This window comes from Mesorhizobium sp. KR1-2, assembly GCF_040045035.1.
Taxonomy (GTDB): Bacteria; Pseudomonadota; Alphaproteobacteria; order Rhizobiales; family Rhizobiaceae; genus Pseudaminobacter.
The window spans coordinates 1-26387 of sequence record NZ_JBDZDS010000015.1 but is presented as its reverse complement, the minus strand read 5'-3'; the positions used below and the strand labels follow the sequence as shown (position 1 = coordinate 26387).

Annotated in this window: 22 protein-coding genes and 1 pseudogene; 13 read left to right on the top strand and 10 right to left on the bottom strand. The window is 61.5% G+C overall.

Features of this window, described 5'->3' with window-relative positions; all coding sequences use genetic code 11:
- Nucleotides 1–36 precede the first annotated feature (36 nt).
- From atpD to ABLE85_RS22690, 8 genes are all read left to right on the top strand, one after another.
- On the top strand, nt 37–1584 hold the full coding sequence (gene atpD, locus ABLE85_RS22725; RefSeq protein ID WP_348794986.1) for a F0F1 ATP synthase subunit beta: 1548 nt from the start codon (nt 37–39) through the stop codon (nt 1582–1584).
- 95 nt (nt 1585–1679) lie between these two features.
- Complete coding sequence (locus ABLE85_RS22720) at nt 1680–2087, top strand: F0F1 ATP synthase subunit epsilon (protein ID WP_348794985.1); 408 nt, start codon at nt 1680–1682, stop codon at nt 2085–2087.
- A 444-nt stretch (nt 2088–2531) separates the two neighbouring features.
- On the top strand, nt 2532–2621 hold the full coding sequence (locus ABLE85_RS22715; protein ID WP_348794984.1) for a K(+)-transporting ATPase subunit F: 90 nt from the start codon (nt 2532–2534) through the stop codon (nt 2619–2621).
- A 33-nt stretch (nt 2622–2654) separates the two neighbouring features.
- A complete protein-coding gene (kdpA, locus tag ABLE85_RS22710; RefSeq protein WP_348794983.1) occupies nt 2655–4358 on the top strand; it encodes a potassium-transporting ATPase subunit KdpA in 1704 nt (567 codons plus the stop codon).
- 14 nt (nt 4359–4372) lie between these two features.
- The gene (kdpB, locus tag ABLE85_RS22705) at nt 4373–6466 is read left to right on the top strand and encodes a potassium-transporting ATPase subunit KdpB (protein WP_348794982.1); all 2094 of its coding nucleotides are present in this window, start codon (nt 4373–4375) and stop codon (nt 6464–6466) included.
- 11 nt (nt 6467–6477) lie between these two features.
- Entirely contained in the window at nt 6478–7083 is a 606-nt protein-coding gene (locus ABLE85_RS22700; RefSeq protein WP_348794981.1) for a K(+)-transporting ATPase subunit C, read from the top strand.
- 84 nt (nt 7084–7167) lie between these two features.
- The gene (locus ABLE85_RS22695; protein WP_348794980.1) at nt 7168–9855 is read left to right on the top strand and encodes a sensor histidine kinase KdpD; all 2688 of its coding nucleotides are present in this window, start codon (nt 7168–7170) and stop codon (nt 9853–9855) included.
- Nucleotides 9852–10544, top strand: coding sequence for a response regulator transcription factor (locus ABLE85_RS22690; RefSeq protein ID WP_348794979.1), 693 nt, complete (start codon nt 9852–9854; stop codon nt 10542–10544). Before ABLE85_RS22695 ends, ABLE85_RS22690 begins: the two co-directional genes overlap by 4 nt.
- A 188-nt stretch (nt 10545–10732) precedes the next feature.
- Here the strand turns inward: ABLE85_RS22690 and ABLE85_RS22685 are convergent, their stop codons facing one another.
- From ABLE85_RS22685 to ABLE85_RS22660, 6 genes are all read right to left on the bottom strand, one after another.
- Complete coding sequence (locus ABLE85_RS22685; RefSeq protein ID WP_348794978.1) at nt 10733–11527, bottom strand: DUF1684 domain-containing protein; 795 nt, start codon at nt 11525–11527, stop codon at nt 10733–10735.
- Nucleotides 11528–11565: 38 nt separating this feature from the next.
- A complete protein-coding gene (locus ABLE85_RS22680) occupies nt 11566–12312 on the bottom strand; it encodes an ABC transporter ATP-binding protein (protein WP_348794977.1) in 747 nt (248 codons plus the stop codon).
- Entirely contained in the window at nt 12309–13118 is an 810-nt protein-coding gene (locus ABLE85_RS22675; protein ID WP_348794976.1) for an ABC transporter ATP-binding protein, read from the bottom strand. The genes ABLE85_RS22680 and ABLE85_RS22675 overlap by 4 nt, the downstream gene beginning before the upstream one ends.
- Nucleotides 13115–13981, bottom strand: coding sequence for an ABC transporter permease (locus tag ABLE85_RS22670; RefSeq protein ID WP_348794975.1), 867 nt, complete (start codon nt 13979–13981; stop codon nt 13115–13117). The genes ABLE85_RS22675 and ABLE85_RS22670 overlap by 4 nt, the downstream gene beginning before the upstream one ends.
- Entirely contained in the window at nt 13978–14940 is a 963-nt protein-coding gene (locus ABLE85_RS22665) for an ABC transporter permease (RefSeq protein ID WP_348795006.1), read from the bottom strand. Before ABLE85_RS22665 ends, ABLE85_RS22670 begins: the two co-directional genes overlap by 4 nt.
- A 213-nt stretch (nt 14941–15153) precedes the next feature.
- Entirely contained in the window at nt 15154–16689 is a 1536-nt protein-coding gene (locus tag ABLE85_RS22660; protein WP_348794974.1) for an ABC transporter substrate-binding protein, read from the bottom strand.
- A 476-nt stretch (nt 16690–17165) separates the two neighbouring features.
- Here ABLE85_RS22660 and ABLE85_RS22655 point away from each other — a divergent pair, with 476 nt between their 5' ends.
- Nucleotides 17166–17912, top strand: a complete 747-nt coding sequence (locus ABLE85_RS22655) for an outer membrane protein (protein ID WP_348794973.1) — start codon at nt 17166–17168, stop codon at nt 17910–17912.
- A gap of 144 nt (nt 17913–18056) precedes the next feature.
- Here the strand turns inward: ABLE85_RS22655 and ABLE85_RS22650 are convergent, their stop codons facing one another.
- Nucleotides 18057–18605 (bottom strand): formaldehyde-activating enzyme, encoded by a 549-nt coding sequence (locus tag ABLE85_RS22650; protein ID WP_348794972.1) that lies wholly within the window; start codon nt 18603–18605, stop codon nt 18057–18059.
- A 182-nt stretch (nt 18606–18787) separates the two neighbouring features.
- Between ABLE85_RS22650 and ABLE85_RS22645 the strand changes: the two genes are divergently transcribed.
- Both ABLE85_RS22645 and ABLE85_RS22640 read left to right on the top strand, forming a co-directional pair.
- Entirely contained in the window at nt 18788–19345 is a 558-nt protein-coding gene (locus ABLE85_RS22645) for a DUF308 domain-containing protein (RefSeq protein WP_348794971.1), read from the top strand.
- 95 nt (nt 19346–19440) lie between these two features.
- Nucleotides 19441–19686, top strand: a complete 246-nt coding sequence (locus ABLE85_RS22640) for a hypothetical protein (RefSeq protein ID WP_348794970.1) — start codon at nt 19441–19443, stop codon at nt 19684–19686.
- 335 nt (nt 19687–20021) lie between these two features.
- On the opposite strand, the gene ABLE85_RS22635 is transcribed toward ABLE85_RS22640, so the two are convergent.
- The 3 genes from ABLE85_RS22635 to ABLE85_RS22625 form a co-directional block, all read right to left on the bottom strand.
- A complete protein-coding gene (locus ABLE85_RS22635; RefSeq protein WP_348794969.1) occupies nt 20022–20327 on the bottom strand; it encodes a hypothetical protein in 306 nt (101 codons plus the stop codon).
- Between the two features lie 326 nt (nt 20328–20653).
- Nucleotides 20654–21409 carry a response regulator transcription factor gene (locus tag ABLE85_RS22630; RefSeq protein ID WP_348794968.1) on the bottom strand — a complete coding sequence of 252 codons (756 nt, stop codon included), beginning with the start codon at nt 21407–21409 and terminating at the stop codon, nt 20654–20656.
- Between the two features lie 314 nt (nt 21410–21723).
- Complete coding sequence (locus tag ABLE85_RS22625; RefSeq protein ID WP_348794967.1) at nt 21724–22515, bottom strand: Crp/Fnr family transcriptional regulator; 792 nt, start codon at nt 22513–22515, stop codon at nt 21724–21726.
- Nucleotides 22516–22852: 337 nt separating this feature from the next.
- Here ABLE85_RS22625 and ABLE85_RS22620 point away from each other — a divergent pair.
- Together ABLE85_RS22620 and ABLE85_RS22615 are read left to right on the top strand one after the other, a co-directional pair.
- A pseudogene (locus tag ABLE85_RS22620) lies at nt 22853–23319 on the top strand (transposase); the annotation flags it as partial.
- 345 nt (nt 23320–23664) lie between these two features.
- Entirely contained in the window at nt 23665–25716 is a 2052-nt protein-coding gene (locus ABLE85_RS22615; RefSeq protein WP_348794966.1) for a CocE/NonD family hydrolase, read from the top strand.
- The last annotated feature ends 671 nt before the right edge of the window (nt 25717–26387 follow it).

The window sequence follows — 26387 nt, the reverse complement described above, 5'->3', positions numbered from 1 at the left end:
TCATGTGGAAACAGAAACGGACCAAGAGGTTACAGCATGGCTAAAGCAGCTACACCTAAAGCGGCACCGGCGGCCGAAAAGGCCCCGGCAGCAAAGAAGGCAGCGCCCGCCAAGGCGGCTGCTACGAAGGCTTCGGCCGCAGTGCAGAGCAAGGGTGCGGCCGGCCGCATCTCGCAGGTTATCGGCGCCGTCGTCGACGTGCAGTTCGATGGTGAACTGCCGCCGATCCTGAACGCCCTCGAGACCGACAACGGCGGCCATCGCCTCATTCTCGAAGTGGCGCAGCACCTCGGCGAAAACACCGTTCGCTGCATCGCCATGGATATTTCGGAAGGTCTGGTTCGCGGCCAGGCTGTCACCGACACCGGCGGCCCGATCACGGTTCCGGTCGGCGACGAGACGCTCGGCCGCATCATGAACGTCATCGGCGAGCCGGTGGACGAAGCCGGCCCGGTTAAGACCAAGGTACGCCGCGCCATCCACCAGCCGGCCCCGGATTATGTCGACCAGTCGACGGAAGCTCAGATCCTCGTCACCGGCATCAAGGTCGTCGACCTGCTCGCGCCTTATGCCCGCGGTGGTAAGATCGGCCTGTTCGGCGGCGCCGGCGTCGGCAAGACCGTTCTGATCCAGGAACTGATCAACAACGTTGCGAAGGCGCACGGCGGTTATTCCGTGTTCGCCGGCGTGGGCGAGCGTACCCGCGAGGGCAACGACCTCTACCACGAAATGATCGAATCGGGCGTGAACAAGGACCCGCACGAGAACAACGGCTCGACCGAAGGTTCCAAGTGCGCCCTGGTGTTCGGCCAGATGAACGAGCCGCCCGGTGCGCGCGCCCGCGTCGCTCTCTCCGGCCTGACCATCGCTGAGCACTTCCGCGACCAGGGCCAGGACGTGCTGTTCTTCGTGGACAACATCTTCCGCTTCACCCAGGCGGGTTCGGAAGTGTCGGCGCTTCTCGGCCGTATTCCTTCGGCCGTGGGCTATCAGCCGACGCTCGCCACCGACATGGGTCAGATGCAGGAACGCATCACCACCACCAACAAGGGCTCGATCACGTCCGTGCAGGCCATCTACGTGCCGGCCGACGACTTGACCGACCCGGCGCCGGCGACGTCGTTCGCGCACCTTGACGCGACGACCGTGCTTAACCGCGCGATCTCCGAAAAGGGCATCTACCCGGCCGTCGACCCGCTCGACTCCACCTCGCGTATGCTTGACCCGCTGATCGTCGGCGAAGAGCACTACAACGTCGCCCGCCGCGTGCAGGAAATCCTCCAGCGCTACAAGTCGCTGCAGGACATCATCGCCATCCTGGGCATGGACGAGCTGTCGGAAGAGGACAAGATCACGGTCGCCCGCGCCCGTAAGGTCGAGCGCTTCCTGTCGCAGCCGTTCTTCGTCGCCGAAGTGTTCACCGGCTCGCCGGGCCAGCTCGTGCCGCTGGAAGACACGATCCGCTCGTTCAAGGGTCTGGTCGAAGGCGAATACGACCACCTGCCGGAAGCGGCGTTCTACATGGTCGGCTCGATCGACATGGCCATCGAGAAGGCCCAGCGTCTGGCCGCAGAAGCGGCATGAGACGAACTGCCAAACGGCGCGGGCGGGTTCAGCCCGCGCTTCGGGGCATGCGTCGAAACGTATGCCCAACCGGGTTCCGAACTTTGTGAGACATCATGGCTGAAGCTTTCAAATTCGAACTGGTCTCGCCCGAGCGGCTGCTTGTCTCGGAAGAGGTTCAGTCCGTCGTCATTCCGAGCGCGGAAGGCGAGATGACGGTTCTGGCCAAGCATGCGCCGGTGATGACCACCATCAAGCCGGGCGTCGTCACGGTGAAGTCGGTCAGCGGCCAGGAAGAGCGCTACGTCGTGTTCGGCGGGTTCGCCGACATCCTGCCGTCGGGCTGCACGCTGCTTGCCGAATCGGCAACGGCCGTGAAGGACATCGACCGCGCCGATCTCGCTCGCCGCATCCAGGAGGCCCGCGAGGACGCGGCCGACGCCAAGGACGACGAGGGCAAGACCCGCGCGGAGGCCTTTTTGGCCCAGCTCACCACGCTGGAAGGCGCGATCCTGCCGGCCTGATAGCTGCAGGATAACGAAAGTATCGAATGAAGGCGGGTGGCGACACCCGCCTTTTTCGTTCGTATGACCGGCTGTCGCGGCCGCGCCCCCGCCGCCTGCGAAGTCTGGCCTGTACCGCGCCGGATCGCGCCCGCTACCGCATAGGTGTGGGGGCTGAGCCCGTTGCCGCCGAACGCCGCGGCTCTATATGAAATTCCTATTTCTTCATCGGCCTGAGTGACTCGAACCTTTATGTCGCCGGTGACATTTTCCGTCGGCATTTGACGAGCCGCCCGTCGTTGTGGTCGGCGTATTTTTTGGTGACGCCTAGCGCAACAGCGCCGGCGTAAGCGTTGTATGGGGCAAACGATGTCGGACATCATCTTCCTGGCGATCGGCATCGTCTCGTTCGTGCTGCTCTACGCCTACGCCTTGGGCTGTGATCGCCTGTAGGAGGGAGTTGCCATGCTGATCGACTACCTGCTCGGCGGCGGTGTCAGCCTGCTGATCATCATCTATCTCGTCTTCGCCCTCCTTCGACCCGAGTATTTCTGACGGGTCGCGCATGATTGTGAAAGCGGAAAGACCATGACGCTCAATGGTTGGATACAGATCCTGATCTACTGCGGGATCGTTGTTTTGCTCGTAAGGCCGTTGGGTGGCTACATGAGGCGGGTCTATCAGGGCGAGCGCACTCTCTTGTCGCCGCTGCTCGTTCCTGTTGAGACGCTGCTCTACCGGCTTGCTGGAACGGATGAGCGGGAGGAGCATCATTGGACGACTTATGTCGCCGGCATGCTGGTTTTCAATCTGTTCGGCCTGCTCGTTCTCTATGCGCTTCAGCGCTTCCAGGGCGGGCTGCCGTTCAATCCCGAACGAATGGGCGCCGTCGATCCCGCGTTGGCCTTCAATACGGCCGCCAGCTTCATCACCAATACCAACTGGCAGAACTACGCCGGCGAAACCACCATGTCCTACCTCGTGCAGATGGCAGGGCTGACGGTGCAGAATTTCGCGTCCGCCGCGACCGGCATGGCACTGGCCATCGCACTGGTGCGCGGCTTTGCGCGCCATTCGGCGAAGTCGGTCGGCAATTTCTGGGTCGATCTCACCCGGTCGACGCTCTACGTCCTGCTGCCGCTGTGCGTGCTGTTGACGCTCTTCTACGTGTTTCGCGGCGTGCCGCAGACGCTGGGTGCCTATGTCGAGGCGACCACGCTGGAAGGCGCGCGCCAGACGATCGCGGTCGGCCCGGTGGCCTCGCAGCTTGCGATCAAGATGCTGGGCACCAATGGCGGCGGTTTCTTCAACGTCAACTCCGCGCATCCCTTTGAAAACCCGGACGCGCTGAGCAACCTCGTGCAGATGGTGACCATCTTCGCGATCGGCGCCGCGCTGACCAATGTCTTCGGTCGTATGGTCGGCAATCAGCGCCAGGGCTGGGCAATCCTGGCCGCCATGGGTGTGCTGTTCATCGCCGGCGTCGTCATCGCCTATTGGGCGGAAGCTGCCGGCAATCCGCTGCTCAACCGGCTCGGCCTCAGTGGCGGCAACATGGAAGGCAAGGAGGTGCGCTTCGGCATTCCGCTCTCGGCGCTCTTTGCCGTGGTCACAACGGCGGCTTCTTGCGGTGCCGTCAACGCCATGCACGACAGCTTCACCGCGCTCGGCGGCATGATTCCGCTGATCAACATGGAACTCGGCGAGATCATTGTCGGAGGCGTCGGCGCCGGCCTTTATGGCATCCTCATCTTCGTCATCATCGCCATTTTCGTCGCCGGCCTGATGGTCGGGCGCACGCCCGAATATCTCGGCAAGAAGATCGAGGCCAAGGAAGTGAAGATGGCGGTTCTGGCCATGTTGTGCCTGCCGCTGTCCATGCTCGGCTTCACCGCTGTCGCCACGGTACTGCCTTCGGCCGTGGCCTCGATTGCCAACCCAGGACCTCATGGCTTTTCGGAAGTTCTCTACACCTACACCTCCGCGACCGCGAACAACGGTTCGGCCTTCGCCGGCCTAAACGGAGATACCCCCTGGTACAACCTCACCATCGGCATTGCCATGCTGATGGGCCGCTTCCTGGTGATTGTTCCCGCAATGGCCATCGCGGGATCGCTGGCAGCCAAGAAGACCGTTCCGGCATCGGCGGGTACGTTCCCCACGGATGGCGGACTTTTCGTCGGGCTGCTGGTCGGCGTCATATTGATCGTCGGCGGCCTCACCTTCCTCCCGGCGCTGGCGCTTGGACCCCTCGCCGAACATTTCGCGATGCTGGCCGGCCACACCTTCTAGGTCGAGACAAGCCAATGAGTCATATCAAACCGCCAAGCCTTCTCGATGCGGCCATTCTCTTGCCGGCCGCACGTTCTGCCGTTGCCAAGCTCGATCCGCGCTCGCTGGCCAGAAACCCGGTGATATTCGTCGTCGCCGCGGTGTCGCTGCTGACCACGGTGCTGTTCCTGAAGGATCTGGCGATCGGCCAGGGCCACCTTGCTTTTTCGTTCCAGATCATCCTGTGGCTGTGGTTCACGGTGCTGTTCGCCAATTTCGCCGAGGCCGTAGCCGAGGGTCGCGGAAAGGCGCAGGCGGATTCTTTGCGCCGCACGCGCACCGAAACACAGGCCAAGCTGCTGACAGGCAAGGATCGCACCGACTTCACGCTGGTTCCTGGTGCCTGCCTCAAGGTTGACGACGTGGTTCTGGTCGAGGCCGGCGACATCATCCCCTCGGACGGCGAGGTGATCGAAGGAGTGGCCTCGGTAAACGAAGCGGCGATTACTGGAGAATCGGCGCCGGTGATCCGCGAATCGGGCGGTGACCGCTCCGCCGTCACCGGCGGCACGCAGGTCCTCTCCGACTGGATCCGCGTGCGCATCACTGCGGCCGCCGGCTCGACCTTCCTGGATCGCATGATCTCGCTGGTGGAAGGGGCCGAGCGCCAGAAGACGCCGAACGAGATCGCACTCAACATCCTGCTCGCCGGCTTGACGCTGATCTTCGTGCTGGCGACCGTCACTATCCCGAGCTTTGCCACCTATTCGGGCGGCACCATCCCCGTCGTGGTGCTGGTGGCGCTGTTCGTGACGCTCATCCCCACCACAATCGGTGCTTTGCTGTCGGCCATCGGCATCGCCGGCATGGACCGTCTCGTGCGCTTCAACGTGCTCGCCATGTCGGGCCGGGCCGTTGAGGCGGCGGGCGACGTAGACACGCTGCTTCTCGACAAGACCGGCACCATCACGCTCGGCAACCGACAGGCTGCCGAATTCAAGCCGGTGAGCGGCGTCAGCGAACGCGAGCTGGCCGATGCGGCCCAGCTTGCTTCGCTTGCCGACGAGACGCCGGAAGGGCGTTCCATCGTGGTGCTGGCCAAGGAAAAATACGGCATCCGTGGGCGCGATATGGGAGCCCTGCATGCGCATTTCGTGCCCTTCACTGCGCAGACGTGTATGAGCGGCGTCGACGTGGACGGCAGCTCGATCCGCAAGGGCGCCGTGGATGCCATCCTCGCCCATGTCGCCAAATATTCGGATGCGACGCTGGCCCGTGCCTCGTCGCAAGTGGTGATGCGATCTGCCAGCGGCAGCGTCGCCGAGACCCGCGCCATCGCCGATGAGATCGCCAAGGTCGGCGGCACGCCGCTGGCAGTGGCGCGCGATGGGCGACTGCTCGGCGTCATCCACCTGAAGGACATCGTCAAGGGTGGCATTCGGGAGCGCTTCGCCGAACTGCGGCGAATGGGCATTCGCACGGTGATGATCACCGGCGACAACCCGATGACGGCCGCTGCCATCGCCGCCGAAGCTGGCGTCGACGATTTCCTTGCGCAGGCGACGCCCGAAAACAAGCTGCAGCTGATCCGCGCCGAACAAGCCAAGGGTAAGCTGGTCGCCATGTGCGGCGACGGCACCAACGATGCGCCGGCGCTCGCTCAGGCCGACGTCGGGGTCGCCATGAACACCGGAACGGTGGCGGCGCGCGAGGCCGGGAACATGGTCGATCTCGACTCGGACCCGACCAAGCTGATCGAGATCGTTGAGATCGGAAAGCAGCTCCTGATGACGCGTGGTGCGCTGACGACCTTCTCCATCGCCAATGACATCGCCAAATATTTCGCGATTATCCCGGCGATGTTCTTAGCCTTCTACCCGCAACTGCAGGTGATGAACATCATGAACCTGTCGACGCCGCAATCGGCGATCCTGTCGGCAATCATCTTCAACGCGCTGATCATCATCGTGCTGATACCGCTGGCGCTGCGCGGCGTAAGATACCGGGCGGTCGGGGCGGTGGTGCTGCTGCGCCGCAATCTCCTGATCTATGGTCTGGGCGGCATCATCGTACCCTTCGTCGGCATCAAGGCCATCGACATGGTCGTGTCAGCTTTCGGCCTCGCATAAGGAAGACTGCTATGCTCAAGCAACTTCGCCCTGCGCTGGTCATGATCGTTGCCTTCACCGCCATCACGGGCCTCGCCTATCCGCTTGCCATGACGGGCCTTGCCGGGGTGCTGTTTCCGAAACAAGCGGCGGGCAGCCTGATCACAGAGAACGGCACGGTGATCGGCTCCCAGCTGATAGGCCAGAATTTCACCAGCGACCGCTATTTCCACGGACGTCCGTCGGCGACGGTTGCTCCTGATCCGGCTGATCCGTCGAAGACGGTGGCTGCGCCCTACAATGCCGCCAACTCGGTGGGCTCCAATCTTGGCCCGTCGAACCCGGCGCTGATCGAACGCGTGAAGGGCGACATGGAACGGCTGAAGGCAGAAAATCCCGGCCAGCAGGTGCCGATCGATCTGGTGACCACCAGCGGCAGCGGCCTCGACCCGGACATTTCGCCGGACGCTGCGTTGTTCCAGGTGCCGCGCGTTGCCAAGGCGCGCAACATGGCCGAGAATCGGCTGCATGATCTGGTGGTCGCCCATATCGAGAAGCCGATGTTCGGCATTATCGGCGAGCCTCGCGTCAACGTGCTGGCGCTCAACCGCGCGCTCGATGCGCTGGCGAAGGAGTAGCCACACAAGTGCGTTCCGATCGACCTCGGTGCGCTGTAGGCTGAGGAACGAGACGGGCCGAGCGCCCGGGACCGAGTGACATAAATGGTCGACGACATCGACAGGCGTCCATCGCCGGATGCGCTTCTGGAAGCTGCGGAGCGCGAGCTGCGCGGCAAGCTGCGCATTTTCCTTGGTGCTGCGCCTGGCGTCGGCAAGACGTTTGAGATGCTGCTTTCGGCGCGCGCGCGCCAGGCCGAGGGCGTGGATGTGGTCATCGGCGTGGTCGAGACGCACGGGCGCAAGGAAACGGAGGCACTCCTCGAGGGCTTCGAGATCATCCCGCGAGTGGCCGTACCCTATCACGGCCGAACGCTGGAGGAGATGGATCTCGATGCCATCCTGGCACGGCGGCCGGCACTGGTGCTGGTCGACGAGCTGGCCCACACCAATGCGCCCGGCACCCGCCACCCCAAACGCTATCTCGATATCGAGGAACTTCTGGCTGCCGGCATAGACGTCTACACGACCGTCAACATCCAGCATGTCGAAAGCCTGAACGACATCGTCGCGCAAATCACGCGCGTGCGCGTGCGCGAAACTGTGCCGGACTCCATCATCGACCGCGCCGATGAGATCGAGGTCGTCGACCTGACACCCGGTGACCTGATCGAGAGGCTGAAGCAGGGCAAGGTCTATATGCCCGCGACGGCGAGGAGCGCCATCGAGAACTATTTCAAGCCGGGAAACCTTACGGCCCTGCGCGAGCTTGCGTTGCGTTGCACGGCGCAGCGCGTCGACGAGCAACTGGTCAGCCACATGCGCGAGAACGCCATCGAGGGGCCGTGGGCCGCTGGTGACCGCGTGTTTGTCTGCGTCGATGAGGCGCCGCGCTCCCAGGCTCTCGTGCGCTACGGCCGTCGCCTGGCCGAGCGCCTGCGCGCGCCGTGGTCGGTGGTGACGATCGAGACGGCGCGCTCGGCGCGCTTCTCCGAGGCCGAACGCGACCAGCTTGCAAGCACCATGCGGCTGGCCGAGGCGCTGGGGGCGGAGGCCGTCACGCTGCCTGGCCGGGCCGTAGCCGAAGACATCATGCGCTATGCGCGCGCGCGCAACGTCACCCACGTCGTTGTCGGGCGCTCCGACAAGGCACGCTGGCGCGAATGGCTCGAGGGTTCGGTCACGCATGACCTGATCCGCATCGCCGGTGACGTCAGCGTGCATGTCATATCCGGACGCGCCCCCGCACCGAAACCGGCGCGGGGGGGGGTCGAGGTGGCCAGTGCCGGCGGGCTTTCGCTGCAGCCCTATCTCGCAAGCACGGCGATCGTTGGGGTCGCCCTGGTGCTGGGCGAGGCGCTGCATCAGTCGCTCGACGTCGCCAATATCGGTGTCGTGTTCCTGATGGGCGTTCTGGTCAGCGCGCTACGGTATGGCCTGGCGCCCAGTATCTTCACCAGCATCGTCAGCGCGCTCGCCTTCAACTTCTTCTTCCTGCCTCCGCTCTACACGTTCACCATCGGCGACCCGGAAAGCATCGTCACGCTCTTCTTCTTCCTGATCGTCTCGGTGATCGCCAGCAACCTCACCTCGCGCGTGCGCGCGCAGGCCCTGGCTGCGCGGCAGCGCGCGCTGATGACGGAGAATCTCTACCTCTTCAGCAAGAAGCTGGCAGGGACCGGAACGCTCGACGACGTGTTGTGGGCTACAGCCTTTCAGATTGCCTCGATGCTGAAGGTGCGCGTGGTGCTGCTCTTGCCCGAACAAGGGCGGATCGTCGTGAAGGCCGGCTATCCGCCGGAGGATACGCTCGACGACGCCGACCTGGCCGCGGCGAAATGGGCGTGGGAGAACGACCGTCCGGCCGGGCGTGGAGCGGACACCCTGCCGGGAGCCAAGCGGCTGTTCATGCCGTTGCGTACGGCTCGCGGCGCCATCGGCGTCGTCGGCATTGACGACGACCGCCAGGGGCCGCTGCTGACGCCCGAGCGGCGCCGGCTCATGGACGCGCTGACGGATCAGGCAGCCCTTGCCATAGAGCGGGTCCATCTGGTCGAGGACCTGGACAATGCCAGGCTGGCGGTCGAGGCCGATCGGCTGCGCTCGGCACTGCTGACCTCGATCTCGCACGACCTGAAGACGCCTCTGGCGGCGATCATGGGGGCGGCCGGAACGCTGAAGGAGTTTTCCGGCGTGCTTGAGGTGTCGACGAAGGAAGATCTTCTGGGAACGGTGCTGGATGAGGCGGAGCGGCTCAATCGCTTCATTGCCAATCTGCTCGACATGACCAGGCTGGAATCGGGGGCGATTGCTCCCAATTTCGGCCTGCACGACGTCAACGAGATCGTCGGCAGCGCCCTGCTGCGGGCCAGGAAAATCCTTGCCGGACATCGCGTCGAAGTCGATCTTCCGGCCAACCTGCCGATGTTGCGCGTCGACCCGGTGCTCTTTGAGCAGGTGCTGTTCAACCTGTACGACAACGCCGCGAAATACTCCGGGCCGGGTTCGCTGATCCGCGTCCAGGCATTCCTGGGTGACAGGACGCTGACCTTGCAGATTCTCGACGAGGGGGAGGGGATTGCGCCGGACGAACTGGAGGACATCTTCGGCAAGTTCACCCGGGCCCGCAAGGGCGACAGCGTGCCGGCGGGCACCGGGCTTGGCCTTGCCATTTGCCGTGGTTTTATCGAAGCCATGGGCGGCTCCATAACCGCAGGCAACCGGACCGACCGCAAGGGCGCGGTTTTCACCATCCGCATGAGATTGCCCGAACAGCCAGGAGACCCGCGATGAACGCCCAGCAGACCAGGATCCTTGTCGTCGATGACGAGCAGCCGATCCGCAAGCTGCTGCGCGCCGGGCTCTCCACGCAGGGATATGCCATCATCGACGCGCCGAACGGCCGAACGGCGCTTGCGGAAATGACGAATGATGCGCCTGACCTGGTGGTTCTCGATCTCGGCCTGCCCGATATTCCGGGGCAAGACCTGTTGAAGCGTTGGCGCACCGAAGGAAGCACCGTGCCCATCGTCATCCTGTCAAGCCGCACCGATGAGGCAGGCATAGTCGAAGCGCTCGACCTTGGTGCCGACGACTATGTGACAAAGCCTTTTGGCGTCAACGAACTCATCGCGCGCATCCGCGTGGCGCTGCGCCACAGGCTGCAGCAGCAGGGCGAAAAGCCGGTGTTTCAGACCGGCGCGCTTTCGGTCGACCTGGTGCGGCGGATCGTCAAAGTCGAGGGCCAGGAGGTCAAGCTCTCGCCCAAGGAATACGACATACTGCGCGCGCTGGTTCAGCATGCCGGCAAGGTGCTGACCCACAACTTCCTGATGAAACAGGTCTGGGGCGAGGTGCAGGATGTGCAGTATCTTCGGGTCTATGTCCGCCAGTTGCGCCAGAAGATCGAACCCGATCCCGAGCAGCCCCATTACATCCGTACCGAGACGGGAGTCGGCTACAGACTTCGCGAGGCTGACTGATATCCCCGTGATACCGCAGAATGACGACGCACGAGTCCATTCGCGCGCCTCAAGTTCGAACAGGGCTCGTCACGCGACATGTTTTCGGGGCATTGCCTTGGCGTTCCGGCCCCTTACAAATCTGCTTCTGCGAGATGGAAATGAGAGCTGGACTTCTATCCAGCCCTCGAATCGACGGAGGCTCTGCTTCAGTCGTGCATCTTGAGCTCGCCCGCTTCGATGCGGATCGGCAGGACGTTTTCAGCCGGCGGCAGCGGGCACACGGCGTGATGCGTGAAGGCGCAGGGCGGATTGATCGCCTTGTTGAAGTCCAGCACGATGGTCTTTTCGGTGATGTCCTCGCCATAGAGGAAGCGCGAGGCCGGGTAGGTCTTGTCGCGCGCGGTCTGGTCGCGCAGCACGAATTGCGGCATCTGCGGCGTGCCATGCGTCGGCAGCAGCTCATAGCCCACACCGTCGCGGGTGAAAGCGGCCTTGTGGGTGATCGTCACATCGGTCGGAATGCCCAGCACCGTGTCGACCGTCATCTCGATCGCCGTCTCCAGCGGGATCCAGTCGGCGACGATGCGCCAACTCGGATCGATGGGGAACGACTCGATGCCCGGAAATTCGTCGCGCTCGGTCGACTCGGTGTCGCGGACGCGCAGCGCGTTCTGGCCGTTCAGCGTCGTCACTTCGAGCAGCAGCTGGCCGGCGGTAAAGCGCGGCGGATGCTTCTTGTCGAGCTTCAGCAGGGTGGGCTGCGAACCGTCCGCCGGCGAGAAGGCGACGCCGCCGTCGGAGCCCTGGGTCAGCGTCCCGACATGGGCAGGACCGGCCGAAAGCACGATGTCATTGTCCTCGGCAGAGCCGACCGTCACCGAGCCCGGCTCCAGCCACCAGCGGCCGATGATGTTGAGCCAGCCGTCATCGGCCTTGAGATTGGCCAGTCGCTTGGCGCGCCAGTCTTCGATGCTGCGGATGTAGTCCTGATCGGTCGTCATGCTCTCTCTGCCTTTTGATCTGTGCACGCCCGTGATTGCTAACGAGGCATGCGCGGAACGCTCTTCAGAAGTTTCTGCGTATAGGGGTGCTGCGGGGCGTCCAGTATCGCGCGGGTCTTGCCGCTTTCCACGATATGGCCGCGCTCCAGAATGATGATCTCCTCGCAAAGCGAGGCGACCACGCCGAGATCGTGCGAGACGAACACCAGCGTCATGTTTTCCGACAGCCGCTTGAACAGATCGACGATGCGAATGCGCGTCGAAAGGTCGAGCGCGCTGACCGCTTCATCCGCCAGCACAAGTTGCGGGCGGGCGACGATAGCGCGGGCGATGGCGATGCGCTGGCGCTGGCCGCCGGAGAATTCGTGCGGATAGCGGTTGATGGCATCTGCCGGCAGGCCGACCGCATCGAGCGCGGCAGCGACCGCATCGCCATGCGCGCCCGGAATGCGCAGCGACTGCAGCGGCTCGGAAATGATGTCGCGCACCTTCTGGCGCGGGTCGAGCGAGGAATACGGGTCCTGGAACACCGCCTGCACCGAGCGGCGATAGTCGCGCATGAAGCCGCGGTCGGACGGATCGAGGGCGGAACCGCCGAAGTTGATCGTGCCGCCGGCCGGCTTGGTCAGCCCCAGAAGCAGGCGCAGGATCGTGGTCTTGCCCGAGCCGGATTCGCCGACGAGGCCAACGCTCACGCCTTTCTTCACCGCAAAGGAAACGCCGTGCAGCACCTGGCGCTGCCGGCCGTAGCCGAAGGTCACGTCGCGCACATCGAGCAGGGTCATGCCGTTCCCTCAAGCGCGTTGTCGAAGGAGCGTGCGGCCTCGACGAGGGTCTTCGTGTAGTCGTCGCGCGGCTGGTCGAAGACCGACTTCACTGGCCCCTCCTCCACCGCGCGGCCGTTGCGCAGCACCGTCACGCGATCCACCACCGTCGCAACCACCGGCAGGTCGTGGCTGATGAACAGCAGCGCCATGCCAAGCTCGCGCACCAGGCTGTCGAGCAGTTTCAGGATTTCCGCCTGCGTGGTCACGTCGAGCGCAGTGGTCGGCTCGTCTGCGATCAGCAGCTTCGGCTTGCAGGCGAGCGCCATGGCGATGGCGACGCGCTGGCGCTGGCCGCCCGAAATCTCGTGCGGGTAGGAATTGGCAATCCGCTCCGGCTGCGGCAGCGCGACATGATCGAGGAATTGCAGCACCTCGCGCTCGACCTCGCGGCGCGAGGGCGACTTGCCTTCGCGCGCCAGACGCCGCGCCAGCGGCCCCGCCACCTGCCTGCCGATCTTCATCAAAGGGTCGAGCGCGGTCAGCGGTTCCTGGAAAACCACGGCAACCGACGAGCCGCGCAGGCCGTTCAGCGTGCGTTCGGGTGTGCCGACCACCTGCCGGCCGTCGAGCAGGATCGAGCCGGCGGGCACGATGGATTTTGGCAAAAGGCCCGTCACCGCCATGGCAGTCAGCGACTTGCCCGAGCCGGATTCGCCGATCAGCCCCATGCGCTCGCCAGCGCCCAGGGAAAATGACAGGTCGGAAACCAGCGTCTTGTCGCCGGTCTTCAGCGTGAGCCCATCGACAGAAAGCAGCGGCGTCATCGCGAGACCCTCCGCGTCGGGTCGCCAATGTCGCGCAGGCCGTCGGCCAAGAGGTTGATGCCGATCACCAGCGTCACCAGGGCAATGCCCGGCGCGATGGCCCCGATGGGGGCCGTGTAGACCGTGCCTTGCGCTTCCTGCAGCAGGCGGCCCCACGAGGCATTGGGCGGCGGCGCGCCGAGGCCGAGATAGGACAGCGAGGCTTCGGCAATGACCGCGATACCGAATTGCAGCGCGAAATTGACGCTGAGCGTCGGCCAGATGTTGGGCAGCACGTGCCTGACCACCACGCCCGGCCACGACGTGCCGGAGGTGCGCGAGGCGGTGATGTAGTCGTTCTGCAGCACGCGCTTGGCGAGGATGCGGGTGAGCCGCGCCACGATTGCCGACATGGCGATGCCGAGCGCCAGTATCGCGGTCCAGAGGCTTGCGCTGTCGCTTGCCGCCACCACCAGCATTGCCAGCAGCAGCGTCGGGAAGGCGATGAGGATGTCCAGCGTGGCCGCCAGCGCATCGTCAAGCAGGCGCGTCGCAAAGGCGGCAAGCAGCCCAATGGTGACGCCGATGGCCGCGCCGATGGCGACCGCGCCCGCGCCGACGATGAGCGCGATGCGCGAGCCGATCATGATCTGGGTGAAAAAATCCCGGCCCAGCCGGTCGGTGCCCACCCAATGGGCGAAGGATGGCGGTTCGAGCCGGCCGCCGGTCATGCTTGCCGGATCGTAGGGCGTCCAGAAAAGCGTGAGCAGCGCGAGGACGACGTGAATGCCGACCAGGATCAGGCCGATGGTGAGGGTCGGCGACCAGCGCGACTTGCGCTCGCTCGAAACCGTCGCGGGCGTGAGTTCTTCGGCGGCGCTCATGACCCCGCTCCCACCTTGTCGCGCAGTCTGGGGTCGATCAGCCGCTGGACGAGATCGGCCGCAAAGCCGACCAGGAGCACCAGAAGCGTCGAGACGAAAAGCACGCCCTGCACATTGGGATAGTCGCGCTGCTCGATACCGAGAAGCAGCATGGACCCCAGGCCGGGCAGCGTGAAGACACGCTCGATCACAACGGCGCCGAGGAAGGTGGACGCCAGCTCGATGCCGAGAATGGAGATGACGGGCACGGCCCCGTTGCGGATGCCGTGGCGAACGAAGGCTTCGGTGAAGCCGGCACCCAGCGCACGCGCGGTACGCAGATAGTCGCTGCCCAGAACGTCCAGCGTTGCCGCGCGCACGTAGCGCAGCAGCGAGGCGGACATGACGATGGCGATGGTCAGCACCGGCAGCGTCAGAGCCCGCAAGGCTTCGACCGACGCGTGCCAGCCACGCGAGGGGAAGCCGCCGGACGGGAAAATACGGATATTGATGGCAAAGGCCATGACCAGCAGGATGCCGACCCAGAAAACGGGAATGGCAATGCCAAGCTGCGAGACGGTCGAGATCAGCGCGCCGTACCAGCGATCTGCCTTGACGGCGGAGACGATGCCGAGCGGCACGGCGATGGCAATGGCAAGGATGAACCCGAGCAGCGCCAGTGGCAGCGTCACCGCCAGTCGCGCGGCGATCTCGTCAGCCACCGGCGCGCGGCTGATGAAAGAATTGCCGAAGTCGAAGCGTGCGAGGTTTCCGAGGAAGCGCAGGAATTGTTCGCCAAGCGGCAGGTTCGATCCGACTTGCTCGCGCGCCGCTTCGATCTGCCGCGGGTCCGCTCCGACCGACAGCAGCGCATTGGCCGGATCGCCCGGAAGCAGCCTGAGCAAAACGAAGAGAACCAGCGAAGCAATGAAGAGCGACAGCACCAGAAGGCCAAGTCGCCGAACGACGTAGGAAAAAATGGCGATTCCTTTCGTCCCTAGAGCGAGGTGGCTTCTCGTTGAAACGCCATCTCGCTCCAAACTTTTGTCTTTGGAGCATGATCTTGTCCGAAAAGTCCGCAACTCTTCGGGATCATGCCCTAACGGAAACATCGTGCGGAAGGGCTTCCGCACGATGTTCGATACAGCACAGGTCGACGCCCCTAATAAGGCGACGGTGTCAGCGTGTCAGGGTCAGTCCGCGCTCTTCTTGATGCCGTAGGCGAAGAACTGCGAGTTCAGACCGTTGACCGGATAGCCGCTGACGTTGGCCTTCGATATCACGATCTGCGGATAGAGATAAAGCCAGCTGCTGGCCGCATCCTCGGCGATGGTGCGGTTGGCCTCGGTCAGCTTGGCCGTCTGCTCATCCGTCGTGGCGCTGGTCTCGGCCGACTTGATCAGGTCGACAACCTTGGGATTGTCGTAGCCCCAGTAGAAGTCGGGATTGCCGTAGAACACGATGTCGCGGTGGTTGACGTGCTCCTGCAGCGTCGCCTGGAAGTCATGCGCCTTGTAGATCTTCGTGTACCACTCGTTGGCAGTGATCACGTTGATGTTGACCGTGATGCCGACCTTGGCCAGCTCGCTCTTGATGAACTGGGCGACGATCGGATGCGGGTCGTAGTTCGGCGTGTCGAGCGTGAAGGTGAAGCCATCGGCATGGCCGGCCTCGGCGAGCAATGCCTTAGCGCTGTCCACGTCATACGGATCGACGCCGGTCAGGTCGACATACCACGGGTCCGTCGGCGGCACGAAGGAGCCGATCAGCGTGCCGTATTCGCCCCAGATCGAGTTGAGCAGCTTCTTCTTGTCGATGGCGCGGGCAATCGCCTTGCGCACCTTGACGTCGTTGAAGGGCTCGACGCGATCGTTGAATGCGAACAGTTCCTTGGTGGTGGACTGGCCTTCGCTGACCTTAAACTCAGGATTGTCCTTGAACTGGGCAAGCGAATCCGGGCTCTGGACGCTGGTGACGATGTCCACCGCGCCGGTCAGCAGCGCGTTGTTGAGCGCGGTCGCGTCGGTGAAGTAGGTGAACACCACTTCGCCATTGGTCGGCTTTTCGCCCCAATAGCCGTCGAAGCGCTTGAGGGAAATGGTCGAGCCGCGGCGCCAGTCTTCCAGCTTGTAGGGGCCGGTGCCGTCCTCTTTCGCCGTAATGTCGGCCGCGGCGTCGTTGACGATCCAGACATAGCTCAGATTGTAGGGCAGCGAAATCGAACGCGAGGCAAGCTTGATGACGACCGTGTTGTCGTCCGGCGTCGCGATCGAGCTGATCGGCTCGAGGCTCTTCTTGCGCGAGCTCTTGGAATCGGGAGCGACCACGCGCTCGATACTGTACTTGACGTCCTTGGCGGTCAGCGGCTCGCCCGAATGGAACTTTACGCCCGGCAGCAGGGTGATCGTGTAGGTCAGGCCGTCGTCGCTGACCTTATAGTCGCTGGCGAGCACCTTTTCGACCGAGCCCGAGTCGGTCAGGCGGAACAGTGCCTCATAGACGTTGCTGTTGAACGCCTCGTTGACGCCCTGGCCGGCGCCTGCGGTGTTGTCGAGGTTCTGCGGCTCGTAGAGCGAGCCGATCTTGATCGACGCGTCCGCGTCGTAGCCATCGGCCGCCTGGAGGACTGAGCTGGTGGAGAGGATGCCGACGAAGGCGGCGGTGACCGCAAGGGCGCGCATCCCGTACCGACCCGAATATTTGCCCAATAGGGCCGTTGTACCAATCATTCAAACTGCTCCTGATCTAGGTGTTCTTTTGTGTGACGGAGAGCCAGACGATCCACCCGAACCGGTCGACCATCCCCTCAATCCACGCAATAAGTCCCGGCTGCCCCCAGATAAAGGTATGAGCGCTCGGCCGGAACTCCCTGCAACCGCCACAAACTGTCCGATGGTTAAATATTGCAGTGAAGGAGCCATGTTGCCGAGGATTTTTATGGCTCCTCCCGAGGAAAGATTGAAAATCGAAGGTCACAAAGCGGCCGCACTCGACATGGTTATTCCCCTCACCATGCGTCACCTCGCGCGACCTCTCAAACCGCCGCAGCATTAGCTCAGTGGCGCAGCCGCCAAGCCCGAAAGTGTTTGTTTACCACGCCAAAGCAAAGCCGCGATTGTTGCCGGTTTGTCACAGCCTATTGCAGCTATAGCGTGTAAACGGAGCCACCCGATGCAATTTGAAAGTAGGATTTGAAAGTAGGATCATGAAGTTCAAGCATACTCTCGGCCTCGCAGCAGCTGTCGCTTTTCTGTCGTCCACCGCCTTTGCGGCTGATGTCGTCTCCTATGAGCCGCCGGCTCCGGTAGCCGTGACCCCGATCTTCAGCTGGACCGGTGCCTATATCGGCCTGAACGCCGGCTATGCCGGCGGCAAGGCGAAGCACCTGGCCACCGTGACCGACGTGGATGGCGTCGAGTCCGGCTCGTTCAATCTCAACGCCAACGGCTTTGTCGGCGGCGGCCAGGTTGGCTACAACTACCAGATCGACCAGTTCGTTGTCGGTCTCGAAGCCGACCTCCAGGGCTCCAACGTCAAGGCTGAATTCTCCGCCACTGACGATGACGGGGACGAGATCATCGCCGGCAGAATGGGCACCAAACTTGACTGGTACGGCACCGTGCGCGCTCGCATGGGCGTCGTCGCCACGGATCGTTTCCTGGCCTACGCTACGGGCGGTCTCGCCTATGGTCGCACGACCAGCTACGCCCACGATTCGATCGATGGCGAAGCCTTCGACGTGAGCAAGAAGAAGACCAAGGCTGGCTGGACGATCGGCGCCGGTGCTGAGTATGCCGTCACCGACAATGTCACCTTCAAGACCGAGTACCTGTACACCGATCTCGGCAAGGCCAACCTCTTCAACGGCGCGATCGACGACGACGTCAATCTCGATCTCAACCGGAAGCTGAACTTCCACACGGTCCGCGCCGGCATCAACTTCAAGTTCTGATACGCAGCTTCAGCTGCCATCGGAGGGCCTCGGCATCGCCGAGGCCCTTTTCTTTTGCCGGGTGCCAAGCAAGCAAAAGCCGCCGTCCCTTGCGAGGCGGCGGCTTGTTTTCAGGCGAATTTCTCCGCCCAATATGCTGAGACGTCAGATCTTACCGTCAAGTCCCATCTGGTGGTACTTGTGCATGATCTTGTCCTGGTTCTCGAGCAGCCAGTCGATCGAAGGCTCGTTGGCCATGGCCTTGCGGATGGCCTCGGTCGTTCCCTTCCGGTGCAGGTCGAACAGAATCCGATGGTCGAGGTTCTGGTCGTCGATCACGCTCGGCGCCAGCCAGACCGAACAGATGATGCCGAGATCGTTGGCCTTCTCCTTCGGGATGAAGCCTGCGCGCACGGCATCGAGAACGCCATTGGCGATCGCGAACTGCACCGTGCCCATCAGGATATTGGTGTAGCGCGAGCTCTTCACCGTCACCTTGGACACGCACAGCGTGACGGGACGAACCATGATGTCGGTGTTCAGCAGCGCGAAGACCCGGGTATGCCCGGCAACCTGATCGCCGGTCAGGGTGGCAAGGGCGGTGCCGACAGGACCGTCGAGTTCGCCGATCACCACTTCCGGTTCAGACGCGGTGCCGGGAGGGCCGCCTGCGGCCAGGGCCTCACCGGTGCGCATGACGATACGATTGCTCATTCCAACTCCTCTATAGTCAAAGCAAGGGGGCAGTCACGGTGCATGGCAGCCGTGGTTGCGGGCATCATGGCCGCCCATGGTCAACAAGAGGTTAAGCCGAGGCTCCCCTGCCCACTCTTGCCAAGTCCTTGGAATTGAGGCTTCATTGCCGCAGGGAATGGAAGCGCCAGGGACCATCGACGATGGCAGCGGTAGAGTCCGAACGTTTTGCAGCGACCCTGACCGCTTTGCGCGGACTGCTGATGATCGCTGCCGCGATCGTCGCCTTCATGTTTCCGGAACAGGCCGTCACGTTCCTCGTCCTCGCAGGCGGAGGCCTGCTTCTGGTGGACGGCATACTCGGGCTGGCGACCCCGACCTACTCCGGTCCGAGGAAAACGACGACATTCTGGTTCAGCGTCGTGCGCAACGCTCTCGCGATTGTCGCCGGGCTCATGGTGCTGTCCGGCTCCTTCCTCCTCACCATCTTCACCATGGGCTTCCTCGCAGGGCTCGTGGGGCTGGTTGCGATCCTGGTGGGCGTCATGGAAATTCTTTCCTCGATGATGGATCGCGAGCGCCGTTCACGGCTCTGGCCCTCCTTGTTCGGGGGCGGCCTCTACATCCTGTTCGGACTGGCGCTAATCTTCATCCCGCTTTCCAGCGCGGTAACTCTGGTGCGCGTCATAACCGTCCTGCTGGTGCTTTACGCGCTCAGCCTGTTCGTGCGCGCCTGGCGGCTGCGCGCCAGCACGCCTTGAAGCAACGAGCCGCCCCCAAAAATTGAGGTATGGACAGGCATTGCCCAAGCCGCTGCGATCCGGCACATTCGTCATCGACGAGGAGAGGTTGAGCAATGGATTCGGTCGAAAAATTCGCGCTGTCGATCATGCTTCTTTTTGGCGCACTCATAGTGGCCGGGCTGATGGCGATAGGCATAGCCTGGAGTAACAAGCCGGCCTTCCTGTATGCACTGGCATCGGCCATCGTGGTTTGGGGCTCGGCCTTTGCCGTGCTTTTCAACAAACCGACGATCTACGGCGCGCTTCTCGTCGTGGCTGGCCTTTTGGTCGCTGCCTCGATTACGACGATCGTCACCTGAAAATCTGGCCTCAGGACTGATGCTTTTGGATTTCAGGGCTGAAGTCCGAGCGCCGGGCCTGGAACGAAATGCAACCTCGCAATGTGGTTGCTATGTCTAAAGGGTCGCCCCGGCGCTAGAATGCTAGTCTGCAGTATCACCACGTGTCTCCTCGTGGTAAGCGTTTAACTGGATCGCACGAACGGGCGCGCAGCGGGAATCCAAGCCGTGGGCTGCGGCACTGATCATTGCCAGACGGCGCCCAAGCCTGTGGGAACCGCGGGATAACGATCGCCGCCCGGGCCCGAGCAGGAGAAAGCTCGCCCGCGCCGCTCTCGCATGGAAACCGTTGGATTTTAGGCTGCGTCGGCTTCGAGCACTTGCTGCCCGTCTGCCTCAAAACGGTCGGCAATCCAGGATGTTGCCTCGTCGAGGGAGGCGAACAGCCGATGATGTCCCCCGAGCTTGCCGAACCCTGTCTCCAGGAACCAGCCGCCCTTTACCGAATAAACTTCTTCATCGACCTGGGTCAGAACGGCGACGAGCTGGTCCGATTTCATGACCAGCAGTCCATGTTCCCCATTGGCGACAGTTGCCAGGCGGACATTCATAAAGGAAAAGTCCTGCAGCCCCGCGCTGCCCAATCGCATCATATTGTCCATTTGAGCAGCCCCCCACTCGCGAAAACAAAATGTCATAATGGAAATTGCCAATATTTAGGTAATTATCAATATACTGACTTGGCCTCAAGTATTACGTTCTCGGTCGGCTTTATTTCTGGGGAAAACTCGACTTCGGTCATCGCGACATGCGGCACATGTTCACGCAAATGGTAGCCGCTCATGACCATTCTGGCTTCGCATGGGCCTCAATGGTAACGCTAAGGGCCGTGGCAGGCGTCCGTGATGGAGCGTCTCCCGCAAGGATTGCTTATGCGGGAGACTGCTGTGGCCTGCGGTCCGCAGTCTGAAGGCCAAGACCAAGGTCCCTAGGCCTCCCCTTGGAAGAGATCGTTCAGCTTGTAGGCAACCTCTGTCCGGTTGGTCGCCTTCAGCTTCTTCATGATATTGCGGATATGGACCTTGACGGTACTTTCTCGCAATTTCAGCTCATACGCGATGATCTTGTTGGCTTTTCCCCTCCGCAGCGCTTGCACGACCTCCGCCTGGCGGAGCGTGAACATACCGGCCAATGGCTGTACGTCCTGGCTGCTGGAGTCCACGAGGTGCCGCATGGCCAGCAGGCTGCTAGCTGGAACGAAGATGCCGCCCGCGATGGCCAGGTTGATCGCTTCAATGCAGACTTCGACCCCGACGGAGGTGGGGATGTAGCCGTGTGCGCCGACTTCCAGTGCCTTGACCACCTGTTTCACGTCATCGGTATCGGCCAGTATGACGACGGGAACCGATTTGAACTCGGCAGTAAGTGCCGAGATTTCCGCTGTCACGCTGGGGTCCGTTGCTTTCCTGCCGCCCAGGTTTAGGAGAATTGCTGCCGGCGTAGAATGCAGGTAGCTCTGCGTTCGCCATTCTCCGATGGACCCCAAGGCCGAAATTTCCATTCCGATATCGTGGTGGACTAGTGCGTTAGCGAGACACTCGCGATCGAGCGCCCTACTATCGATAATCAGCAAGCGTTCATGGGGGTGGTCTTCGGTCTCGCCACCCACCGGCACTGTTTCAAGGTTGCTCCTGGTATGAGCAGGGCTCGAATGGCCCCGATATTGTCCTACGTTGATCTCCATCGGAGTACTTGTCCTTTCAGCACACGGATAACCCCTTCGGTGATTAATCGGCCCATTGGTTAGTTGATTTTATATTGCCAGGTGCGCCAGTGTGGCGCTTAGGCGGAAGGATTATTTAGATGGTCCCTGTATATTCTCCAGATGGTGCTTTCCTACCACGATCGGGAGAACTTTATACGACGATAGCTATATTGTGAATCTTTTCATTAACATAGATTAATCTGAAATGATGATGAGAACTTCGCCCACGCAGTGGCTATGCCCGTCATCAGTGGTGCTGCTATCCGTCCTTCGGGCTTCCAACCGCGCTGGATTCAAGTCTTGAAAGTCTTGCGCGCTGGCGGGTGGTGGGAGGCCTGTCGCGATGCTCCGATTTGGTGAAGTCCGTAGGTCCAATTGTAGTGGAGATAGCCCCCTTCAAAACCCGCGAGGTTGACGAGTTTTGGCCGGCTCAAGAACTCGACCGTGCCGGCGCGAAACGAAACTAATTCTCTCTCGCGCAATTCTCGCAGGATGCGATTGATGTGGATCTGTGTGAGGCCGAGCACGTCGGCCAAGTCATGCTGCGTGAGCGGGCAGCTGTAGCCGTGTTCGGTAATTGCGCCGGCGGCCCCCAGCCTCTCGCCCAGTTCGAGCAGGTAGTGCGCCGTGCGCTCGAGGGCGTTACGCCGGCAGACGCTGGTCAGGCGCTCAACAGCGATCGAGTGCTGACGCGCAATAATCCGTGAAAACAGCGCGCTTAGCATTGGATGGCGATCAAGCGCCTTCCTGAATACTTGTCCGGAAATCTCGAACACCGATACCTCCGAGAGGGAGGTGAGGGAGTTGGCGCCTCCTCCATCAAGGGAAGGTATGAAGAGCACATCCCCGGCGAGGGGAACATCAATGATCTGCCTGTTTCCGTTGGAAAGATGGCGCGAGATGCACACCCAGCCGCTTTTGATGATGAACACTCGGGGGCGGGTGTCTCCTTGGCGGTCGAAGACCGTATCGGGCGGATAATGCTTTGGGGTTATCCCTAGGAAATCGGAATCTACGTCAGCAATGCTCAAGCTAACGCATATTGGGGGGGATTTGACGAATTGGAGAAGCGTTTGTTCGCTCATGGAAAGTTATCTGCGTGGCTCGCATGAAAAATACAATACTATTCTGGTGTTAGGCTCGCTTTATGCCCTTTTGTGTTCAGTCAAGCGTAATGTTAGTCATTTTGACTGAATTAAATTGCGAATTATTGCAGTAGAGATTGAAACAAAGTCATCCAAGTAGAAATATACAAATGTCAGTATAAGCTGTAGTCATTTCTTTGAAGTAGGTTAATCGCCGTTTGCGCACATGCTACAATAGATGTAGTCGCCTCGAAAATATGGTCTTATCGGCGTGGTCTGCCCCCAGAAAAGCGATCCTTCTTGAAGTATGGCTTGTGAGCCTCAGAAGGACATTGAAATGGCAGGGAAAAAACACAAGGCAGAAGAGATCGTCACGACGCTGCGTCAGGTTGACGTGCTGAGTGCGCAAGGCAAGTCGCTGGCGGAGGCGATCCGGTCGATAGGCGTGACGGAAGTTACATGTTATCGATGGCGGGCTGAATACGGCGGCCTGAAAGGCGATCAGGTGAAGCGGCTGAAGGAGCTGGAGGCGGAGAATGCTCGGCTCCGGCGTGCTGTTTCCGATCTCACCCTGGACAAGATGATCCTGGCCGAAGCTGCCAAGGGAAACTTCTAAGCCCCGCCCGCCGCCGCGCTTGCGTGGATCATGTCGTTGAGGAACTGGGCGTGTCCGAGCGACGGGCCTGCCGGGTTCTCGGTCAGCATCGGTCCACGCAGCGCAAGGTCGCCAAGACACCGGATGACGAAGCGGCGTTGACCGCCGACATCACGGCCCTCGCTCTCCAGTATGGCCGCTACGGCTATCCCCCGAGGCCCATCAGCACGGAAACGACGGCGCTCGAGCTGCCACGAATAGCGATCTGCGCAGACTGTCCCTCACCGGCTACCAAGGCGCCATCGACCACAACATCATCCCACTGTTAGGCCGCAAGAAGGTGCGGGACTTGATGCGGCCTGACATTGTCGGGCTGATGGTAAAGCTGCCGTCATCCACCGACTTGCGCAGAACTACGGCCACTGTCATGAGTGCGGGCGATTGCACACGGGCGCCGAAGCCGTGAATCAACCACCAGGCTGACACGTGCCATTAGCAGCTGCAAACAACACAAAACACCATGGGGACAAATGATAGCTTGGAGCGCAAACATCTTGGGGCAACTAGCAATTTGTCTATTCCTCATAGGCGGTTTATTCGGCTGCTCTGGAGAGGCCGCGGCGTCAGCGGACGCCACGCACTACGAATTTTTTCTGGAGAACAGCACGCTCGAAATGAAAGATGGCGTGCGCTTGGCCGTGACCTACTACCGGCCCGTGGCCAAAGAGCCCGGAGAAACTTTCCCGGTGATTATGGAAATGCTGCCTTATCGCAAGGATGATTTTTTCGCGCTTGGCGATTATGAATATGGCTCATATTTTGCCAAGCGCGGCTATGTTGTCGCCCGTGTGGATGTGCGCGGTACGGGAGGCAGTGAGGGCGGCATCCCCGAAAGCGAGTATTCTGAAGCGGAGATTTCCGATGCGGAGGAGTTGATCGCCCAGCTGTCCAAAAAGAGCTGGTCCAATGGCAATGTGGGAATGTATGGCCTTTCATGGAGTGCCTTCAACTCACTGATGACGGCCCACAGAAAACCGCCTGCGCTCAAGGCAATCATTGCGGCGCATGGGTCGACCGACCTTTTCTACAATGACGTGCACTACATCGACGGCGCTTTGCACATAGATTCCTATGCGCATCAAATTGATACCGATAATTCGATGCCGCAAAGCCCGGACTACCGCATTGATGAAGATTATTTCCGGAATCGTTTCGACAGGGAGCCCTGGATATTCACCTGGCTGCGCCAGCAACAGGATGGCGATTTTTGGCGCAAGGAGTCCCTCAGGTTCAAAGCACCCCTGGAGGTTCCAAGCTATCTGATCGGGGGATTGCTCGACGGCTACCGGGATTTCGTCATGGATGTGGGTCGGACCGCCAAGGCGCCGGTCATTGCGGAAATCGGGCCATGGAACCACGCATGGCCTGAATACGGCGTGCCCGGCCCCAACTACGAGTGGCGGCAAAGGGCCCTGCGCTGGTGGGATTACTGGCTCAAAGGAATAGACAATGGAATTCTGGATGAGCCTCGCTGGATGGCATTCATGCGTACGGGGCACGCGCCTGCCACCGATCTGACTACTGTCCCCGGTTATTGGCGCTGCGATAAGCAGTGGCCATCGGACGGCAGCACCACCCAACGCCTTTACCCTCAAACCGCGCAACATCTGGGTAATGTCCCCGCAGCGCAGGAAACCGCCCAAACCTTGCTCTACCGCGCCGGCATCGGGATGGCAGCTGGTGGTTGGTGGGGCGAGCAAACGGGCGACATGGCAACGGATGATGCCCACAGCCTGGTCTACGACTCTGCCCCCTTGGCCGAGGCCCTGGAAATCATGGGCATGCCGCAAGTGCGCTTGCGCGTGGCCGCAGATGCTCCTTTTTACCAGTGGACAGTGCGTTTGGAGGATGTTGCTCCGGATGGCAAGGTGTCCTTGGTTAGCGGCGCGATCATCAATCCTTCCCAGCGTTTTTCGCGGCTTGAGCCTGCGGCGCTGATATCCGGTGAACCGACTACGCTGACCACCTCGGTTCACTTCACCACATGGCGCTTCAAACCCGGCCATCGTATCCGCCTGGCCGTCGCCAACGCGCAATTTCCCATGATCTGGCCCAGTCCTACGCCGGGCGCCACCAGTCTTTTGCTGAGCAACGACACATGGCTCGAATTGCCGGTGGTGCCGATGCAAAACGAAACGACCCAGGCTTGTATCCTCCCCCCGCCGGAGCCCAGTGATGCGGCACCTTTTGGCAAAGAGCTGGAAAATAACGGCCCTGTTTTCAACAGTTTCCGCAATGAACAAACCGGCGATTCGACATTCACGACCGCCAACGACATTGCCTGGATCATTCGTGACGACAAATACCGATCCAGCGAGTCATACCGATGGGACGTCAATGACGCCATGCCCGCCAACGCCCGCTACCAAGGCGAACGTAGAAATATTTTTACCATCAAGGGCAATGAAATAGACCTCTCGACCAAGGCGCGGATCGAGTCGGATGCCTTATATTTCCACGTCACTTTCACTAAGACTTTGCGGAAGAACGGCGAACTGATCAGAGAAAAGACATGGGCAGACCATATTCCGCGGATGTATCAGTGAGGAAGCCTCTATAATTCGACCGAGAATTCGAAAACGAGATTCGCGCGCGACATGGCGTACACCACCGAGAACGCTTCGAGGGCCGAGTGATTTCCAGGGTGTTCTTGATGGAGAGCTTCGCCATGTCGAAGCCGGACAGAGGCTGGCGCGAAGAGCACCTGTCGCACTATCGTAAGGCGACAAGCGAATGGGCGGCTCGGGTACGCAAACGAGGCGCTGCTAAAGGTTTGCCCTTTCTCGACGACTCGGAGCCCTAAAATCTTAGGCTACGCGAGCAGGCCAACCTAGTCGCTACGCGGTAGGCCGGCCATCCCTCGTCAGTCCGCTTGTGTTCAGAACCACTGATTGCGAGTGATGTCGGCTTTCGGGCAGCGAAATCGCGCTGGCGCGGCGCAATGAGTCAACTCACGCCATTGTGCGAGCAAGCCCGGATGACTGCCACAGGTCGAGAGCGGGCTGGCAGCTTTCCAGCCTCCTTTACTTTGAAGTGGACCGTCAGTTTTCGGCCCGAATCAAGCCGTCTGATGCATTTCCGCAGCAAGGTCGGATGACGTTGCCCCTTTGACTTGATCCGGATTGAAGTTCGTTCTGGCCCAAAGAAAGGACCAGAACATGAAACGCAGCCGCTTCTCGGATGAGCAGATCATCGGGATTTTGAAGGAACACGAGGC

What these genes read in the sequence shown, in the direction of transcription:
- atpD (WP_348794986.1), top strand. Translation starts at nt 37, where the DNA reads ATGGCTAAAGCAGCTACACCTAAAGCGGCACCGGCGGCCGAAAAGGCC.
- ABLE85_RS22720 (WP_348794985.1), top strand. Translation starts at nt 1,680, where the DNA reads ATGGCTGAAGCTTTCAAATTCGAACTGGTCTCGCCCGAGCGGCTGCTT.
- ABLE85_RS22715 (WP_348794984.1), top strand. Translation starts at nt 2,532, where the DNA reads ATGCTGATCGACTACCTGCTCGGCGGCGGTGTCAGCCTGCTGATCATC.
- kdpA (WP_348794983.1), top strand. Translation starts at nt 2,655, where the DNA reads ATGACGCTCAATGGTTGGATACAGATCCTGATCTACTGCGGGATCGTT.
- kdpB (WP_348794982.1), top strand. Translation starts at nt 4,373, where the DNA reads ATGAGTCATATCAAACCGCCAAGCCTTCTCGATGCGGCCATTCTCTTG.
- ABLE85_RS22700 (WP_348794981.1), top strand. Translation starts at nt 6,478, where the DNA reads ATGCTCAAGCAACTTCGCCCTGCGCTGGTCATGATCGTTGCCTTCACC.
- ABLE85_RS22695 (WP_348794980.1), top strand. Translation starts at nt 7,168, where the DNA reads ATGGTCGACGACATCGACAGGCGTCCATCGCCGGATGCGCTTCTGGAA.
- ABLE85_RS22690 (WP_348794979.1), top strand. Translation starts at nt 9,852, where the DNA reads ATGAACGCCCAGCAGACCAGGATCCTTGTCGTCGATGACGAGCAGCCG.
- ABLE85_RS22685 (WP_348794978.1), bottom strand. Translation starts at nt 11,527, where the DNA reads ATGACGACCGATCAGGACTACATCCGCAGCATCGAAGACTGGCGCGCC.
- ABLE85_RS22680 (WP_348794977.1), bottom strand. Translation starts at nt 12,312, where the DNA reads ATGACCCTGCTCGATGTGCGCGACGTGACCTTCGGCTACGGCCGGCAG.
- ABLE85_RS22675 (WP_348794976.1), bottom strand. Translation starts at nt 13,118, where the DNA reads ATGACGCCGCTGCTTTCTGTCGATGGGCTCACGCTGAAGACCGGCGAC.
- ABLE85_RS22670 (WP_348794975.1), bottom strand. Translation starts at nt 13,981, where the DNA reads ATGAGCGCCGCCGAAGAACTCACGCCCGCGACGGTTTCGAGCGAGCGC.
- ABLE85_RS22660 (WP_348794974.1), bottom strand. Translation starts at nt 16,689, where the DNA reads ATGATTGGTACAACGGCCCTATTGGGCAAATATTCGGGTCGGTACGGG.
- ABLE85_RS22655 (WP_348794973.1), top strand. Translation starts at nt 17,166, where the DNA reads ATGAAGTTCAAGCATACTCTCGGCCTCGCAGCAGCTGTCGCTTTTCTG.
- ABLE85_RS22650 (WP_348794972.1), bottom strand. Translation starts at nt 18,605, where the DNA reads ATGAGCAATCGTATCGTCATGCGCACCGGTGAGGCCCTGGCCGCAGGC.
- ABLE85_RS22645 (WP_348794971.1), top strand. Translation starts at nt 18,788, where the DNA reads ATGGCAGCGGTAGAGTCCGAACGTTTTGCAGCGACCCTGACCGCTTTG.
- ABLE85_RS22640 (WP_348794970.1), top strand. Translation starts at nt 19,441, where the DNA reads ATGGATTCGGTCGAAAAATTCGCGCTGTCGATCATGCTTCTTTTTGGC.
- ABLE85_RS22635 (WP_348794969.1), bottom strand. Translation starts at nt 20,327, where the DNA reads ATGGACAATATGATGCGATTGGGCAGCGCGGGGCTGCAGGACTTTTCC.
- ABLE85_RS22630 (WP_348794968.1), bottom strand. Translation starts at nt 21,409, where the DNA reads ATGGAGATCAACGTAGGACAATATCGGGGCCATTCGAGCCCTGCTCAT.
- ABLE85_RS22625 (WP_348794967.1), bottom strand. Translation starts at nt 22,515, where the DNA reads ATGAGCGAACAAACGCTTCTCCAATTCGTCAAATCCCCCCCAATATGC.